Source organism: Streptomyces sulfonofaciens (assembly GCF_014656295.1).
Taxonomy (GTDB): Bacteria; Actinomycetota; Actinomycetes; order Streptomycetales; family Streptomycetaceae; genus Streptomyces; species Streptomyces sulfonofaciens.
The window spans coordinates 59,900-74,787 of the sequence record NZ_BNCD01000018.1; the positions used below are offsets into that span (position 1 = coordinate 59,900).

Below are 14,888 nucleotides of genomic sequence, written 5' to 3' on the forward strand. Positions count from 1 at the left end.
CCCACCGGTGAACCCGCCCACCGGATCCCCGCCCACCGGTGACCCCGCGACCTGGTCAGGACCGCGTTACCCCGCACCCGAGGAAGGTGACCGCATGCACCGGATCGATGCCCTGCTGCGCGAGTACGACCGCGCCCGCGCCTACACGGACGAGCTGTGGAAGGACCTCACCCCGGACGAGGTGACCTGGCGTCCGCACGAGAACTCCAGCGCCATCGGATGGCACCTGGGCCACCAGGCCCATGTCGCCCACTTCATGGTCCGCAACCTCACCGCGGCCGAGCCCAGCCCGGACCCCGCCCTCGACGCGCTGATGGACTCGGCCAACCCCGAGCGGTTCCGCGGCGCCCTGCCCACGGTCGAACGGCTCACCGCGTTCCGTGACACCGTCGCCGAGCGCGTACACGCCCGTATGCGCGCCATCGGGTCCGGGCAGGTCACGGCACGGGAGCAACTCACCATCGTCGCCGTCCACCTGCTCACCGCGCTCGTCAACCACGAGTACCAGCACGACCAGTGGATCGGCGAGGTACGCGCCGGCGACCTCGGCCACGCGCTCCCGCCGGATCCGGCAGGCGACCACGTACGCCGCCTCGACGGCTACCTCGTCGTCGACAACCTGTAGCCGGGCCGGTCGACGACTTGCAGCCGGGCCGGTCGAGAGCGGCCCGGACGAGCGCCTGTACCCGGGCCCGGGACGCCGTCCCCCACCCCCGCCGCACCCCCGCCGTCCTGTCCCGCGCCGCACCCCGCCGTCCCGTCCGCCCCCCGCCGTACCCCCGTCCTGCGCCGCGCCGTCCCGCCCCGCGCCCCCGTCCTGCGCCGCGCCGTGCCGCCCCGCACCCCGCCGTCCTGCCCCGTGCCGCACCTCCGGCACCCGACAGAGAGCCGCCCATGACCACGACCGATGCCGCCACCCCGGGCGGCATATCCGGCGGCACGGCCGCCCGCCCCGAGGCCCAGCGCCGCGTTCTGACCGTGCTGGTCGTCAGCCAGGTCCTCAGCGGGGCCGGTCTTGCGGCCGGCATCACCGTCGGAGCCCTGATCGCGCAGGACATGCTCGGCTCCACCGACCTCGCGGGACTGCCCAGTGCGCTGTTCACCGCCGGTTCGGCCCTCGCCGCCATCGCGGTGGGCCACATCTCCCAGGTCCGGGGCCGCCGCCCGGGCCTGACCGCGGGATATCTGACCGGTGCCGTCGGCAGCGCGGGCGTCATCGCCGCCGTCGTCGCGGGCAAGCCCGTGCTGCTCTTCGCCGCGCTGTTCGTCTACGGCGCAGGCACCGCTACCAACCTCCAGGCCCGGTACGCCGGAGCCGACCTCGCCGCCCCGGCCCACCGCGCACGCGCGGTCTCCACCGTCCTGGTCGCCAGCACCCTCGGTGGCGTCGTCGGCCCCAACCTCGCGGCTCCCACCGGCAGTCTCGCCACCGCCCTCGGCATCCCCGCCCTGGCCGGACCCTTCCTCCTCGCCGGTGCCGCCCACGCCCTGGCCGCCCTGGTCCTGGCCGTCTGGCTGCGCCCGGACCCCCTGCTGCTCGCCCGCAGCCTCGACCTCCGGCAGCAGACGCAGGCCGCCGCGCCGACCCCGTGCGACTCCGCGCCGGCCTCGGGCGACCCCGCGCCGGCCTCGGGCGACACCACAGCGGTCCCGGCACGGCTGACCGCACCGGGCCCAGCCCGCCGGCCGGGGTTGGTGCTGGGCGCGCTGACGATGATCCTCACCCAGCTCGTCATGACCGCCGTCATGACGATGACCCCCGTGCACATGCACGACCACGGCCACGGCACCGCCGCGTCCGGTCTGGTCATCGCCGTCCACGTCGGTGCCATGTACCTGCCCTCGCCCCTGACCGGCCGGCTCGTCGACCGTTGCGGTCGCCGCAGCGTCGCCGCCGCCTCCGGCCTCACCCTCCTGGTGGCGGGGGGCACGGCCGCCGTGGCGCCGGCGGACTCCGTCGCCCTGCTCGCCCTCGCGCTCGCCCTGCTGGGGCTGGGCTGGAACCTCGGTTTCGTCTCCGGCACCGCGATGGTCACCGACGCCCTGCCGCTGGCCACCCGCGCCAGGAGCCAGGGCATGGTGGACGTCTCCGTCGCCGTCGCCGGCGCCACCGGCGGGCTCTCCTCCGGTCTCGTCGTCTCAGCCGCCGGCTACCCCGTCCTCGCCCTCACCGGCGGCATCCTCGCGCTCGCCGTGCTGCCGGCCATCGCCGCGACGGCGAGCAGGGACCTCAACTGAGGCTCTTGAGCGCCTGGGGGTCGTACGGCTCCAGCTCCTCGAAGCGGCCGGCGAGGACCTTCGCCGCCCACTCGGGGTCCTGGAGGAGGGCGCGGCCCACGGCGACCAGGTCGAACTCCTCGCGCTCCAAGCGGTCGAGGAGGCCGTCGAGGCCCTGGACGGCAGCGGTCTCGGCGCCGACCCGCCGGGTCGCGCCCTCCTGCTGGGCCGCCTTGACGAAGTCGCGGTCGAGGCCGACCGAGCCCACGGTGATGACCGGTTTGCCCGTCAGCTTCTTCGTCCAGCCGGCCAGGTTCAGGTCGGAGCCGTCGAACTCCGCGTCCCAGTAGCGGCGGGTGGAGGCGTGGAAGGCGTCGACGCCCGCGGACACCAGCGGGCTCAGTACGGCCTCCAGCGCTTCGGGGGTCTCGGCGAGCCGCGCCTCGTACGCGTCCTGCTTCCACTGCGAGTAGCGGAAGATGACGGGGAAGCCCGGTGAGACCCTCTGCCGCACCGCGGCCACGATCTGGGCCGCGAACGTCGCACGGGCCACCGGGTCGCCGCCGTAGGCGTCGGTGCGGCGGTTGGTGCGCTCCCACAGGAACTGGTCGAGCAGGTAGCCGTGGGCGCCGTGCAGTTCCACGCCGTCGAAGCCGATGTGCTCGGCGGCGGCCGCGGCGTCGGCGAAGGCGGCTATGACGTCGTCCAGGTCCTGCTGTGTCATCGCCTTGCCGGCGTTCTCCGTGCCGTCGAGGCTGATGCCGGAGGGGCTCACGGACGGGGCGTCGGGGTAGGGCGGCTGGCCGGGCTTGCGCGTGATGCCGATGTGCCACAGTTGCGGGACGATCCTGCCGCCCGCCGCGTGCACGCCCTCGGCGACCTTGGCCCACCCCGCCAGTTGCTCCTCGCCGTGGAACCGCGGGACGCGGTCGCTCTGGCCCGCCGACTCGTGGCCCACGTAGGTGCCCTCGGTGACGATCAGGCCGACGCCCGCGGCGGCACGGCGGGCGTAGTACGAGACCACGTCCTCCCCGGGGATGCCGCCGGGTGAGAACTGGCGCGTCATCGGCGCCATCGCGATCCGGTTCGGGACGGTCAGGCCGCCCAGGGCGACGGGGCGGGAGAGGATCTGGGCGGCGCGGGATGCGGCGTCGGAGGCGGCGACGGTCACGGGTGGGGCTCCTTGGGGGCAGGGGCATTGCCGGTGTGCGGTACACAGGACTCAACTGCGCTGCCCTGCCGGGCATTCCGACCGGCGGTGCCCCTTCTGCGGGTTGCGTGTGCCCCGTGGCGGTCAGGGCGGCCGAGGCGTTCGGGGGAGTCAGGGCAATCAGGGCAATCAGGGAAACTGGGGAAGCCGGGGCGGTCAGGGAAGCCGGGGCGGTCAGGACGGGCGGCGTGGTCAGGGGGCGGACACCGGGGCCACCGTCCAGGCCGGCCCGGGGACACCCGGGGTGCGGAAGCCGAAGACCTGACCGTAGAAGGAGAGCTCCGCCTCCAGACAGGCGCGCATGGTGGTGCTCCGGCGGAAGCCGTGGCCCTCGGACTCGAACTCCAGGTGGGCGTGCGGGACCCGGCGCTCCGCCATCCGTGCGAGGTACGGGGCGCTCTGCTCGGGCGGGCAGATCACGTCCTGGGCGCCGGTCAGGAGCAGGAAGGGCGCGGTGACCCGGGCCGGATGGGAGGCCGGAGACCGCTCGCGGTACCGCTCGGGCACCGACGCCGGGGGGCCGACCAGCCAGTCGAGGTAGTGCGACTCGAAGTCGTGCGTGAGGCCGCGGGCGAACGAGCAGAGGTCGAGGACGGGGTAGTAGAGGGTCGCGCAGGCGTAGATGTCGGTGGCGGCGAGGGAGGCGGCGGCGGTGAAGCCGCCTGCGCTGTGCCCGCGGACCGCGAGCCGCCCGGTCTCGGCCAGCCCCTCCGCGACCAGTGCGCGGGCGACGGCCGCACAGTCCTCGACGTCCACCACGCCCCACTGCCCGCGCAGCCGTTCCCGGTAGGCGCGCCCGTAGCCGGGCGTGCCCGCGTAGTTGACGTCCACGACGCCGATGCCGCGGGACGTGAAGTAGGCGATCTCCGTGTTCAGCGCGAGTGTGGCGCGGAGCTGGGGGCCGCCGTGTGCCCAGAGGACGTACGGCGGCCGGACGTCACCGGGCCCGGTGACGTCCGCGTTGCGCGGTGCGTACACATGGGCGTGCACCTGGCGGCCGTCGGGTCCGGTGAACACGCGCGGGACGGGCTCAGGGAGGAAGCCGTCGGGGACCCGGGTACCGGACGGCCGGCTCACGGCCCGCACGGCGCCGGTGCGTGTGTCCGTTCCGGCGCTGGTGCGTGTGTCCGTTCCGGGGTCGGTGTGCGTGCCTGTTCCGGCGCCGGTGTGCGTGTCCGTTCCGGCGGCGGCTTCCGCAGGGCTTCCGCTGTCGGTTCCGGTGTCGGTTCCGGCGGGGGTTCCGGCGGCGGTCTCGGTGGTGGCGGTTCCGGTGCCGGTTTCGCCGGCCGTCCCGGTCCCGGTCCCGGCGCCGGTCCGGGTTCCGGGGGCGAGGTCCACCTCGACGACCTCGTACGGTGCGCGGCTGCCGGCCGCCACTCCGACGACGCGTGTTCCGCGGGCGTCGAGGTGCGGCAGCCACTCGGTCCACGGCCCGGGCACGTCCGTCGGCGCGCCGCCGCCGGGATCGAGGACGGCCAGCCGCTGCGCGCCCACCCCGTGCAGCAGCGCGACGCGCCCGTCCGACAGCGGGACGAACCAGCGCAGGCCGAGGCGCTGGCACCCGGCGACGTCCTCCTCGGCGGTGTGCACCGCCTCGGCGGCGCCGGTGCGGGGGTCGACGCGGTACAGGTTCCACCAGCCGGTGCGTTCGCAGGCGGCCAGCACGCCGCCGTCCGCCGTCCACTCGGCCTGGGCGACCGGCTGCCCGGGACCGCCGAGCAGGGTGCGGGCGCCGGAGAACGTGCCGTCCGGCAGGACGTCCGCGATGCGTAGTTCGGCCGCGTCCCACGGCATGTGCGGGTGGTCCCAGGCGAGCCAGAGCGCCTGCCCGCCGTCCGGGGAGATACGGGCGCCGGTGAGGAAACGGCTCTCGTCGCCGCCGAGTTCGCGCACGGCCGCCCGGTCCTGTGCCGCGGAGCCGTCCAGCGGGACGGCGGCCGGCAGTCGCCGCAGGTCCGCGGGGCCCTCTCCGGTGAACTCCTCAAGCACACAGCGGACCTCGCCGCGTTCCGCGTCGATCTCCGGTTCCGCCCAGCGCAGCCCGCCACCGACCGGCGAGAGCGGGGTCAGGGGGCGCGGCAGTGCGCCGGGCACCCCCGCCTCGAAGGCGTACAGGCGCTGGTCGTGGAGGTGGACGAAGACGGCGAGCGGGCCCCGTTCGCCCGCCACCGCCGCCCAGGGCCGGCCGCCGTACTCGATCACCCTGCTCCGGACGTCCCACGGGGCCGGCAGCAGCGTGTCCACCGAGCCGTCCCGCCGCCGGCGCACCAGTGCGGCGCGGCCGTCCTCCTCGGGGCGCGGCTCGATCCACCAGACCTCGCCGTCGACGAGTCCGACGTACGACGCGGAGGCCACCTGGCCCGCGGCCATACCGGCGGTGGCGATGCTTGCCGTGATCGGTGAGGCCCATGAGCCGTACGGTGCGGTGGTGGTCATGGGTTCCTCGTTCCCTCGGGGCCTGGTCCCCGGCTGCCCGTGCCTCGACGGGCCGGCCGTGCCGTCCACCGGGCCTTCGGGCGGTGGACGGGGCCGGGCGGCCCGCGGTGCCCCCGGGGCCGGCCGGCTGCGCTGCGCGGGGGCGGCCGGGACGCACCGGTCGCGCCGACCACAGTAGCCGGGCCCTTTCGGCGGCGTTCGGGCACCTCAGCGCGGGAGGCCGCCGGTCGCCCGCTCCCGCCGCCGAGCCATCGCGCCGGAGCGCCGCTCGATGTGCCGCAACGCCCAGACCGCGAGCACGTCCGCGGCGAACTGCGCGTCGGCGGGGTCGGTGAGCAGGTGGTCGGCGCCGTCGAGGGCCACGAAGCTCTTCGGGTGGCGGGCCGCGTCGAAGATGCGGCGGGCGTTGTCGATGCCGACGATGTCGTCGGTGGGGGAGTGCATGACCAGGAGCGGGACGCCGAGTCCCGCGATGCGCTCCGCCTGGGGCTGGGCGGCGATGTCGTCGAGGAAGCGGCGGCGGATGCGGAACGTGCGGCCGGCGAGGCGGACCTCGGCCTCGCCCCGTTCCTCGATGGCGTCCGTGCTGTCGCCCAGCAGGTGGGTGACGTGCGCGGGGTCGGCCGGCGCGCCCAGGGTGGCCACCGCCCGCACCTCGGGAATGCCGGGTGCGGCCGCGAGGACCGCGGCGCCGCCCAGCGAGTGGCCGACGAGGACGCCGGGGGCCTCGAACTCGCGCCGCAGGTGGTCGGCCGCGCTCACCACGTCGGCGATGTTGGAGCTGAAGTCGGTGTTGCCGAAGTCACCGCCCGACTGCCCCAGGCCCGTGAAGTCGAAGCGGAGCACCCCGATGCCGTGCCGGGTGAGCGCCCTGGCGATCCGTGCGGCCGCGACGGTGTCCTTGCCGCAGGTGAAGCAGTGTGCGAAGAGGGCGAAGGCGCGCGGGTCGGTGTCCGGCAGCTCCAGGCGGCCGGCCAGGGGGGACCCCTGCGAACCGGGGAACTCGATCCTCTTGTACGCGGTGGCCCGACTGGTCGGCATCTGCCTCTCTCCTGTTCTCTCCTGGTGGGCTGCTGTGGTGCACGGGTCGGGCCCACCGCTGCCGGACGGCTGCGGTGGGCCCGGGGGCGGGCCCGCGCGGGCGGTGCGGGGAGCACGCCACCTCGCGCCGGCCCCTGGCGGCAGCCCTCCGGGCGCTGCCGGCCCGGTGCGGCGGCATCAGCGCTCGTGCGGCGTGACCTGCGGGAAGTCGACTTCGGTGTCGACCAGCTCGTTGAAGTAGTTGGTCATGATGTTGAGGGCGACGTTCGCGACGACCTCGGCGATCTCCGCGTCGGTGACACCGGCCTCGCGTGCCGCCGCGACGGCCGCCTCGCCGCCCTGGCCGCGTCCTTCGAGGACGCTGCGGGTCAGGGTCAGGACGGCCTGCACATGCGGGTCCTCGGACTTGCCCTCGCGTGCCGCGGCCAGCTCCGCCTCGCTCAGCTTCGCGAACTTGCCCCCGGTGAAGGTGTGGGCCGACAGGCAGTACGTGCAGTCGTTGAACTCGGCGCTGAGGATCGAGATGCGCTCCCTGACCGGGAAGGGCAGCGCGCCGGTGCTGAGCGCTCCGTTCATGCCCAGGTAGCCCTTCACCGCCGCGGGGCTGTTGACCAGCACCTTGAAGAGGTTGGGGACGGAGCCCAGCGCCTTCTGCGTCTCCTTGAGCTGGTCGGCGGCCTTGCCGGTGGCGGTCGCCGGATCGATCTGCGGAAGTCGCGACATCGGAGTGACCCTTCTCTTTCCTTCGTGCGCCGGCCGCGGGTGCGGCCGGTCGTCCCTGCGTGTGCTCGTGCGCCGTCGCTCGGCCCCGTCCTGTGGGGCTCATGCGGGGCTTTCTAATGCTTGTGTGTCGTTCAGGCATTAGGAGAGTGACACACGTCCATCCCTCTGTCAAATGGTTGCTCTCACTGAAAGCATTAGGTTCCGGTAGGGTGGGGGTATGGGACAGGTAGAGGTGACCGGAGAGCTGCCGCTGCTGGGTGAACCGCTTCCGGTCGAGTTGATGAACACCGTCCATCTGGACCGGGGCGGTGACGGGTACGACGTGGTGGGCGACGCCGCACGGGCGGGTGCCTGGCTCGACGCCGTCGGCCACCGCCTGTCGCCCGCCACCGGCGGCCACCCGTCTCCTGGCGGGGGGTGGGGCGACGAGCGGACCGGGCGCCGGCTGCGCGAGCTGCGCGACGCGCTGCGGAGCCTGGCCGCGGAGGTGACGCAGGCGCCCCCCGAGCTGTTCCTCGTCGGGCCGAGCTCGGCGCACGACGAGGCGGTCGAGATCGTGAACCGGCTCAGCGGCCTCGGACGCCTCAGGCCGGAGCTGGCGTGGCCGGCCGGCGCGGAGCCCGCGCGTCGGTTCGGTTCGGCCGCGGCCCTCGGCGACCGGGCCGTGTCCCTGATCGCGCAGGAGGCGGTCGAGCTGTTCGCCGGGCCGCAGCGCGCCCGGCTCCGGGCCTGCCTGGCGCCGAACTGCGACCGCTACTTCGTGAAGGCGCACGCGCGCAGGGAGTGGTGCACCAGCGCCTGCGGCAACCGGGCCCGGGTGGCCCGCCACTACCGGCGCCACCACGCGGAGACCCGGCGGAGCGGGGGTGCGGCGGGCGGCCCGCACGGCTGAGCGTCTGCGGTCGGGGGGTGGGCCGGGTGTCCGGGGTTGGGTGTCTGCGGAGGGAAGTCCGGGGCCGGGTGTCCGGGGTGGGGTGTCCGGGGCTGGGTCGGCCGGCCGGGCTCGCGGTTGCGCTCCTGCGGTCGGCTCCGTGTGGCCGGGTGGGCTTCCCGGTCGCGCTTCTGCGGCCGGGGGCCGCGGGTGGACCCGCCAGGGCCGCGGGTGGACCCGCCCGGTTGCGCCCTCCTCGGTGAGCCTTCCCGGCTGTGTCCTCCCGGGTGCGTCCTCCCGGGTGCGTCCTTCCGGTTGGTCTTCCCGGTTGGCTCCCGGTCGAGTCGTGTGGTGGACGTTTTGTTCGATCTGGACTTATAGTCCAGCCATGGCCACGCAGGACGCGCCCCGACAGCCGCACCCGCACCCGAATCGGCACCCGCACACGCATCCGCACGCGCGCGTGGCGATGTGGGCACCCGTGTGCCAGGCGATCGCCGCCCTTCTCGCGCCGTACGCCGAGGTCGTCCTCCACGATCCCGACACCGACCGGATCCTGGAGATATGGAACCCGCTCACCCCGCGGGGGCCCGGTGACCCCTCCCTGCTCGGCGAGCTCGACGCGCTCGACCCCTCGGCCCGGGACGTCTTCGGGCCGTACGAGAAGCTGCTCGCCGACGGCCGGCGGCTCTCCTCGGTCAGCGCGGTGCTGCGCGACCAGCAGGGGCGGGCCTCGGCGGTGCTGTGCGTCAACTTCGACCGCGGTCCGCTGGTGCGCGCGGCCGAGGTGCTCGCCGCCTTCGCCGCGCCGCACGCGAACCGGCCGGAGGCGCTGTTCGAGCAGGACTGGCGGGAGACCGCCACGCACATCGTCGGCGCCTACGTAAGGGAGTCCGGCCGGGCCGTCGAAAGGCTGACCAGGCAGGACCGGCTCGCCGTGCTGGGCCGTATGGAGCAGGCCGGAGTGCTCGCCGTGCGCCGGGCGGTGCCTGTGGTGGCCCAAGTGCTGGGCGTCTCCCGTTCCACCCTGTACGGCCTGCTGGCCGAACTCAGAGCGTCACGGCCGGCCGGGCCCGCCGCCGGCGAGGAGGACTGAACCGCATGGTCAGGCTGCCCGACTTCCGCCTGGAGACCTTCTTCTCCCGCTGGGAGTTCACCGCCCGCCACCACATGACGGCCTCGGACGCCGAGACCATGGCCCTCGGCGAACTGCTCGCGCTGGCCGACGAGGAGGACCGGGCCGCGTTCGAGAACCTCCGCCTCGGCTACACCGAGACGTTCGGGGACCCCGCCCTGCGCGCGGCCGTCGCGGGGACCTACGAGCGGGCCGAGGCCGCCGACGTGCTCTGCTTCGCCGGCGCGGAGGAGGGCCTGTACCTGGCCATGAACGTCCTGCTGGACGCCGGGGACCACGCCGTCGTCGTGACCCCCAACTACCAGGCCGCGGAGACCGTGCCGATGGCCCTGTGCGAGGTGACCGGGGTCGCCCTCGACCCGGCCCGCGACTGGGCCCTGGACCTGGACCGGGTGGCCGCGGCCATCCGGCCGAACACCAGGGTCGTGTCGGTGAACTTCCCGAACAACCCCACGGGCAAGGTCATCGGCGCCGCCGACTTCACCGCACTGGCCGCGATGTGCGACGAGCGCGGCATCCGGCTGTTCAGCGACGAGGTCTACCGCGGCCTGGAACGCGACCCGGTCCGCACCCTGCCGCAGGCCGCCGACGTCTCCGAGCGCGCCCTGTCGTTGAACGTGACCTCCAAGGCGCTGGGGCTGCCGGGCCTGCGCATCGGCTGGATCACGTGCCGCGACCGCGAACTCCTCGCCCGCCTTGAGCGGGCCAAGCACTACACGACGATCTGCAACTCCGGGCCGAGCGAGGTCCTCGCGCGCATCGCGCTCAAGTCCAGCTCGTCGATCCTGGCGCGCAACCGGGCCCTGATCGCCCGCAACCTGCCGATCTTCGACGCGTTCTTCGCCGAGTTCGCCGACACCTTCGAGTGGCGCGCGCCGGACGGCGGCTGCATCGCCTACCCGCGCTACCTCGGCACCGACGGCGTCGAGGAGATGTGCGCGCGGCTGGTGCGGGAGGCGGGTGTGCTGTTGCTGCCGGCCGGTGTCTACCGCTCCGAGCTGACCCCGACGCCCACGGACCGCTTCCGCATCGGCATCGGGCGGGCCGATCCGGAGGAGGGGCTCGCGGCCTTCGCCGGTTGGCTGAGGCGGCGGCGGTGAGCCGGCGCGCCCGGGCGCGCCGTGTACGCGGCCGGGCGCGCGGTCGAGCCCGTGTCGCCCGCGCAGGGCCTGCCGTTCGCAGCATGCTGGGCTCGTGGACCCTGGCACGCGCGTCTGCGGCGTCGCCGTCGGTCCCCGACGCTCCGCGTCGACTCCCTCCTCCGCCTGGCAGCCGCACGCACCGGACCGCGCTCCCCGATCCAGCCCGATCCAAACGAAGAAGACTAGGCTCCCGCGGCCAGGTGCGCGAAGCGCTCCGCCACCGTGTGCCAGGTCTTGGCCGAGGCTTCCTCCACGGCCAGGGCCCGGCGGTGCAGGGTGGCGCGGTCGGCGCCGTGGGCGACCAGGCGGGCGGTGTTCCAGTGCGGGATGCGGTCGGCGCCGGCCTCCGGGTGGAACTGCACGCCCCAGGCCGCCGTACCGAGCCGGAACGCCTGGTGCGGGCAGGCGGCGGAGGAGGCGAGCCATGCCGCGTCCGCGGGAAGGCGGGTGATCCGGTCGATGTGGTTCTCGATCGCCGTCACCTCCGGCGGCAGCCCGCAGAACAGCGGGTCCTCGGACGACTCCTGGCGCAGGGTCAGACGGACGCTGCCGAACTCGGGAGCGCCGTACGACGGCCGCACCTCGCCGCCCGCGTGCTGCGCCAGCAACTGGCCGCCGAGGCAGATGCCGAAGTAGGGGACGGCGCGATCCAGGGCCTCGTCCACCAGGCGCCGTACCGCCGGGAGCCACGGGGCGCGCTCCTCGTCGTCCGGCATGAAGGGGCCGCCCAGCACGATCAGGGCGTCGTGTGCCAGCCGGGACGGCATTGGCGCGCCCGTGTGCGGCTCCACCACCCGCGGGGCCAGTCCGGCCCCGGCCAGCCAGGGGGCCCAGCGGCCCGGACCGCCGGTCTTCGTGTTCTGCACCACCAGTGCTGTCGCCACGCGGCCAGCCTATGCCGGGACGGGGCGGGACGGTACGGGACGCGGCTGGACAGGAGGGGACGGGCGGGGACGGGCGGGGCGGTGCGGGGCCGGACAGCAGAGGGGTCCGCATCCGGGACCGGGGCCGGACAGCAGACCGGGCCCACATCCGGGGCCGGAACCGGACCCGGGCCGGAACCGGGGCCGGGGCCGAACCGGGGCCGGGGCGGGGTCCCGGGCCCCCGCCGAGCGGGCCGGGGCCCCCGCCGAGCGGCCCGGGTCGGCGCCGCGCCCGTTCACTCGTTGCGGTACGCCTCGATCACCCGGCGGATGACCGCCGCGGTCGTGTTCAGCTCCTGGGGCGTGAACGAGTCAAGGGCGTCGCTGAGCCAGCGCCGTCCCGTTGCCTGCGCGCGGTCCACAAGGTCTCGGCCATCCTCGGTGACGGTGATCTGCCGCACCCGCTGGTCCCGTGCGTCGGTGAGGAAGGCGACCAGGCCCCGCTTCTGAAGGCGCCGCACCTCCCGGCTGACGTGCGAGGGACGCACCATCAGGGCCTCGGCCAACTCGCCTATCCGCAGGGGCGAGGACGCCGCCGTGACGGTGCGCAGCAGGGCGAGGGAGGCCCGGTCGACGGGCACCTCCGCCTCCGTGCGCAGGCGGGTGTGGGCGCGCGGGCCCGCCATGGCGTAGGCGAGGTCGGCGAGGGAGCGGTACAGCTCGGCGGTCGGGGGAGCGCCGGGCGCAGGGGATGCGTCAGCGGTGGGCGCCCCGGGCACCCCGGACACCCCGGGCGCGGCCGGCACCCCGGGCGTGGCGGGTGCCGGTACGGTCCCGGGCGCGGTCGTGCTCCCGGGCGCGGGTACCGGCCTTCGCGCGGGCGCCGTCCCGGGTTCGGCTCCCGGTGCGGAGCCTGAATCGGCTGCGGGTTCTTCGTGGTCCACCTGCTGATGGTGGCGTATGCCGCAGGCGGCGCCCAACCGCGGTGAGGAGGCGCACGGCCGGTACGGGGCCCTCTTCGAGGTGGCCAGAAAGTTGCCCTTTACACCTACGACCTCTTCTCGCCCGGTGACCAGGGTGTTACGTTCCGCGGTAGGAGCTTGCTTGCTTTTGTTAAGTAACGCAGTTCCGATTCGGGAAGCACCTCCCTGATCCGGGAAGGAAGGCCATGACCGAGACCCCCACCGCACCCCCCGCATGGACCAACCGGCGCGCCCCCGGCTGCCCCTTCGACCCCCCACCGCAGAAGACCCGGCTGCTCGGCACGGAGCCGGTGTCCGAGGTGACCCTGTGGAACGGCGGCACGGCCTGGCTGGTCACCCGGCACGCCGACCAGGTGATGCTGCTCAGGGACGGGCGCATCAGCGCGGACAACGACCACCCGTCCTTCCCGAGCCCCAGCGCGGGATCGGCGGCGTCACGGGCGCACAACCGCACGTTCATCAACATGGACGAGCCGGAGCACAACGCGGAGCGCCGCAAGTTCACCGGCGAGTTCACGCTGCACCGCATGCAGGCCCTGCGTCCCCGCCTAGAAGCGATCATCACCGAGCTGCTGGACGCGATGGAGGAGGCCGGGCCGCCCGCCGACCTGGTCGGCGCCTTCGCCCTGCCGCTGCCGTCCCTGGTGATCTGCGAACTGCTGGGCGTGCCCTACGAGGACCACGCCTTCTTCCAGCGGGCCAGCGCCGTCCTCATCGACACCACCAGCTCGCCGGAGGCCGCGCTCGCCGCCTCGGCGGAACTGGTCGACTACCTCGCCGACCTCGTCGGGGCCAAGGTCACCCGCCCCGGCGACGACCTGCTGAGCAGGCTCGCCGCCCAGTACGTGGTGACCGGCAGGAAGACGCGCGAGGAGTGCGCCAAGGAGGCCAGGCTGCTCCTGGTGGCCGGGCACGAGACCACGGCCAACATGATCGCGCTCGGCACCTGTGCGCTGCTCCAGCACCCGGACCAGCTCGCGGCCGTCCGCGACGGCGACCCGGCCCGCGCCGCGAACGCCGTGGAGGAGCTGCTGCGGTACCTGACCATCACACACATGGGCCGGCGCCGGGTGGCCGTCGCCGACATCGAGGTGGGCGGGCGGCTCATCAAGGCCGGTGACGCCGTGATCTGCGCCAACGACGTGGCCAACCGCGACCCGGACGTCTTCGAGGACCCCGACCGCCTCGACGTGGACCGCGAGGCCGCACGCCGCCACCTCGCCTTCGGCTCGGGACCGCACCAGTGCCTGGGCCAGAACCTCGCCAGGATCGAACTCCAACTCGCCTACCCGGCCCTGCTGCGGCGCTTCCCGACGCTGCGCCTCGACCAGCCCGTGGAGGAGGTCTCGTACCGCACCGAGATGCTCGTCTACGGTGTCCACCGGCTGCCGGTGGCCTGGTGACGGGCCGGCAGGGCGGGGCCTGACGCGCGGGCGCCCCGGCCCCGTGAGACCCGGCAGGACCGCCCCGCGAACCGGCCGCGCGGCACGGCCCACACACAGCGGGCCCATGCACAGCATGCCCACGCACAGCAGGCCCACGGACAGGCGTACCGGCGGGCCGCGACCCGCGGTGCGCGACCCGTGGGTGTGCGAGACCGCGGTGCGCGACCCGTGGTGCGGTGCGCGACCCGCGGTGCGCGCCCCCCGGTGGCGGTGCCGCCGGACCGGGTGGGGCGGTCGCGACGGGCGCCGCGGGCCGGTGGCCCGTTCAGGCGCTCGCCTCGGGCGGCGGCTCCTTCACCCGCCATCCGCGGTCGAGGAGTCCGCTCACCTCGGGGTGCTCCGTCGCGCGGTGGGTGAGGCGGCCCTGCGGGCGGTACTGCTCCCTCCTGCGTCTGAGCGCGTTCTCCACCGGCCAGACGGCGAACGCCGCCGGGACGAGCAGGGCGCCGGGCAGCGCCACGGCCGGGAGGTTCGCCAGTGCGCCGACGAGGCACAGGAGAAGCGCGGTGAACCCGGTGGTGACCGCCCAGCAGCCGCACGACGTCATGGACCAGCCGTGCAACTGGGCGTCGTAGAGAGAGGCGCAGTCGGGGCAGCCCGGTATCTCGACCGCCCGCTCGTGGTGCGGGGGCGGGACCGCGTCGCGCACCAAGGTGATCCGGCAGGTCTCGCCGTCGGCCAGCGGGCGGTGGCAGAACCAGCACGTCGTCGTCACGTCGACAGTGTCGGCCGCGGGCACGCCGTTGCCCAGGGCGCCGGACCGTCCGCCGTACGGCTGCCACCGCACCCGCCGGTCGCGCACCCCCCGTCCCCGGCGGCCCC

Annotated in this window: 13 protein-coding genes; 6 read left to right on the top strand and 7 right to left on the bottom strand. The window is 74.7% G+C overall.

The genetic code is table 11. From position 1 onward, the window contains the following. Positions 1-94 precede the first annotated feature (94 nt). Positions 95-625, top strand: coding sequence for a DinB family protein (locus tag IE313_RS25805; RefSeq protein ID WP_189936253.1), 531 nt, complete (start codon positions 95-97; stop codon positions 623-625). A 269-nt stretch (positions 626-894) separates the two neighbouring features. Continuing rightward, entirely contained in the window at positions 895-2,238 is a 1,344-nt protein-coding gene (locus IE313_RS25810; protein WP_189936256.1) for an MFS transporter, read from the top strand. Here the strand turns inward: IE313_RS25810 and IE313_RS25815 are convergent. The 4 genes from IE313_RS25815 to IE313_RS25830 all read right to left on the bottom strand — a co-directional run bounded on the left by IE313_RS25815 (position 2,231) and on the right by IE313_RS25830 (position 7,627). Next, positions 2,231-3,388 carry an NADH:flavin oxidoreductase gene (locus tag IE313_RS25815; protein ID WP_189936258.1) on the bottom strand — a complete coding sequence of 386 codons (1,158 nt, stop codon included), beginning with the start codon at positions 3,386-3,388 and terminating at the stop codon, positions 2,231-2,233. The two genes, IE313_RS25810 and IE313_RS25815, sit on opposite strands and share 8 nt — an antisense overlap. 231 nt (positions 3,389-3,619) lie before the next feature. Then, positions 3,620-5,863 (bottom strand): S9 family peptidase, encoded by a 2,244-nt coding sequence (locus IE313_RS35515; protein WP_229924954.1) that lies wholly within the window; start codon positions 5,861-5,863, stop codon positions 3,620-3,622. 207 nt (positions 5,864-6,070) lie between these two features. After that, positions 6,071-6,904 carry an alpha/beta hydrolase family protein gene (locus IE313_RS25825; protein ID WP_189936260.1) on the bottom strand — a complete coding sequence of 278 codons (834 nt, stop codon included), beginning with the start codon at positions 6,902-6,904 and terminating at the stop codon, positions 6,071-6,073. Positions 6,905-7,081: 177 nt separating this feature from the next. Beyond that, positions 7,082-7,627 (bottom strand): carboxymuconolactone decarboxylase family protein, encoded by a 546-nt coding sequence (locus IE313_RS25830; protein WP_189936262.1) that lies wholly within the window; start codon positions 7,625-7,627, stop codon positions 7,082-7,084. Positions 7,628-7,844: 217 nt separating this feature from the next. On the opposite strand from IE313_RS25830, the gene IE313_RS25835 reads away from it, so the two are divergent. From IE313_RS25835 to IE313_RS25845, 3 genes are all read left to right on the top strand, one after another. After that, on the top strand, positions 7,845-8,519 hold the full coding sequence (locus IE313_RS25835) for a CGNR zinc finger domain-containing protein (protein WP_189936264.1): 675 nt from the start codon (positions 7,845-7,847) through the stop codon (positions 8,517-8,519). Between the two features lie 367 nt (positions 8,520-8,886). Beyond that, positions 8,887-9,594: a helix-turn-helix transcriptional regulator gene (locus IE313_RS25840; RefSeq protein ID WP_229924955.1), complete on the top strand. Its 708-nt coding sequence runs from the start codon at positions 8,887-8,889 to the stop codon at positions 9,592-9,594. A 5-nt stretch (positions 9,595-9,599) separates the two neighbouring features. Next, on the top strand, positions 9,600-10,733 hold the full coding sequence (locus IE313_RS25845) for an aminotransferase class I/II-fold pyridoxal phosphate-dependent enzyme (protein WP_189936267.1): 1,134 nt from the start codon (positions 9,600-9,602) through the stop codon (positions 10,731-10,733). A gap of 224 nt (positions 10,734-10,957) precedes the next feature. Here the strand turns inward: IE313_RS25845 and IE313_RS25850 are convergent, their stop codons facing one another. Together IE313_RS25850 and IE313_RS25855 are read right to left on the bottom strand one after the other, a co-directional pair. Further along, the gene (locus IE313_RS25850) at positions 10,958-11,659 is read right to left on the bottom strand and encodes a type 1 glutamine amidotransferase (RefSeq protein WP_189936269.1); all 702 of its coding nucleotides are present in this window, start codon (positions 11,657-11,659) and stop codon (positions 10,958-10,960) included. A 275-nt stretch (positions 11,660-11,934) separates the two neighbouring features. After that, positions 11,935-12,417 carry a MarR family winged helix-turn-helix transcriptional regulator gene (locus IE313_RS25855; RefSeq protein WP_189936271.1) on the bottom strand — a complete coding sequence of 161 codons (483 nt, stop codon included), beginning with the start codon at positions 12,415-12,417 and terminating at the stop codon, positions 11,935-11,937. A gap of 389 nt (positions 12,418-12,806) precedes the next feature. Here IE313_RS25855 and IE313_RS25860 point away from each other — a divergent pair, with 389 nt between their 5' ends. After that, positions 12,807-14,024 (top strand): cytochrome P450, encoded by a 1,218-nt coding sequence (locus IE313_RS25860; RefSeq protein WP_189936273.1) that lies wholly within the window; start codon positions 12,807-12,809, stop codon positions 14,022-14,024. Between the two features lie 307 nt (positions 14,025-14,331). On the opposite strand, the gene IE313_RS25865 is transcribed toward IE313_RS25860, so the two are convergent. Next, positions 14,332-14,781, bottom strand: a complete 450-nt coding sequence (locus tag IE313_RS25865) for a hypothetical protein (RefSeq protein ID WP_189936275.1) — start codon at positions 14,779-14,781, stop codon at positions 14,332-14,334. Positions 14,782-14,888 lie beyond the last annotated feature (107 nt).

Excerpts from the sequence above, each read along its gene's own strand:
- IE313_RS25810 (WP_189936256.1), top strand. The coding sequence starts at position 895 with ATGACCACGACCGATGCCGCCACCCCGGGCGGCATATCCGGCGGCACG.
- IE313_RS25825 (WP_189936260.1), bottom strand. The coding sequence starts at position 6,904 with ATGCCGACCAGTCGGGCCACCGCGTACAAGAGGATCGAGTTCCCCGGT.
- IE313_RS25805 (WP_189936253.1), top strand. The coding sequence starts at position 95 with ATGCACCGGATCGATGCCCTGCTGCGCGAGTACGACCGCGCCCGCGCC.
- IE313_RS25835 (WP_189936264.1), top strand. The coding sequence starts at position 7,845 with ATGGGACAGGTAGAGGTGACCGGAGAGCTGCCGCTGCTGGGTGAACCG.
- IE313_RS35515 (WP_229924954.1), bottom strand. The coding sequence starts at position 5,863 with ATGACCACCACCGCACCGTACGGCTCATGGGCCTCACCGATCACGGCA.
- IE313_RS25845 (WP_189936267.1), top strand. The coding sequence starts at position 9,600 with ATGGTCAGGCTGCCCGACTTCCGCCTGGAGACCTTCTTCTCCCGCTGG.
- IE313_RS25840 (WP_229924955.1), top strand. The coding sequence starts at position 8,887 with ATGGCCACGCAGGACGCGCCCCGACAGCCGCACCCGCACCCGAATCGG.
- IE313_RS25830 (WP_189936262.1), bottom strand. The coding sequence starts at position 7,627 with ATGTCGCGACTTCCGCAGATCGATCCGGCGACCGCCACCGGCAAGGCC.
- IE313_RS25860 (WP_189936273.1), top strand. The coding sequence starts at position 12,807 with ATGACCGAGACCCCCACCGCACCCCCCGCATGGACCAACCGGCGCGCC.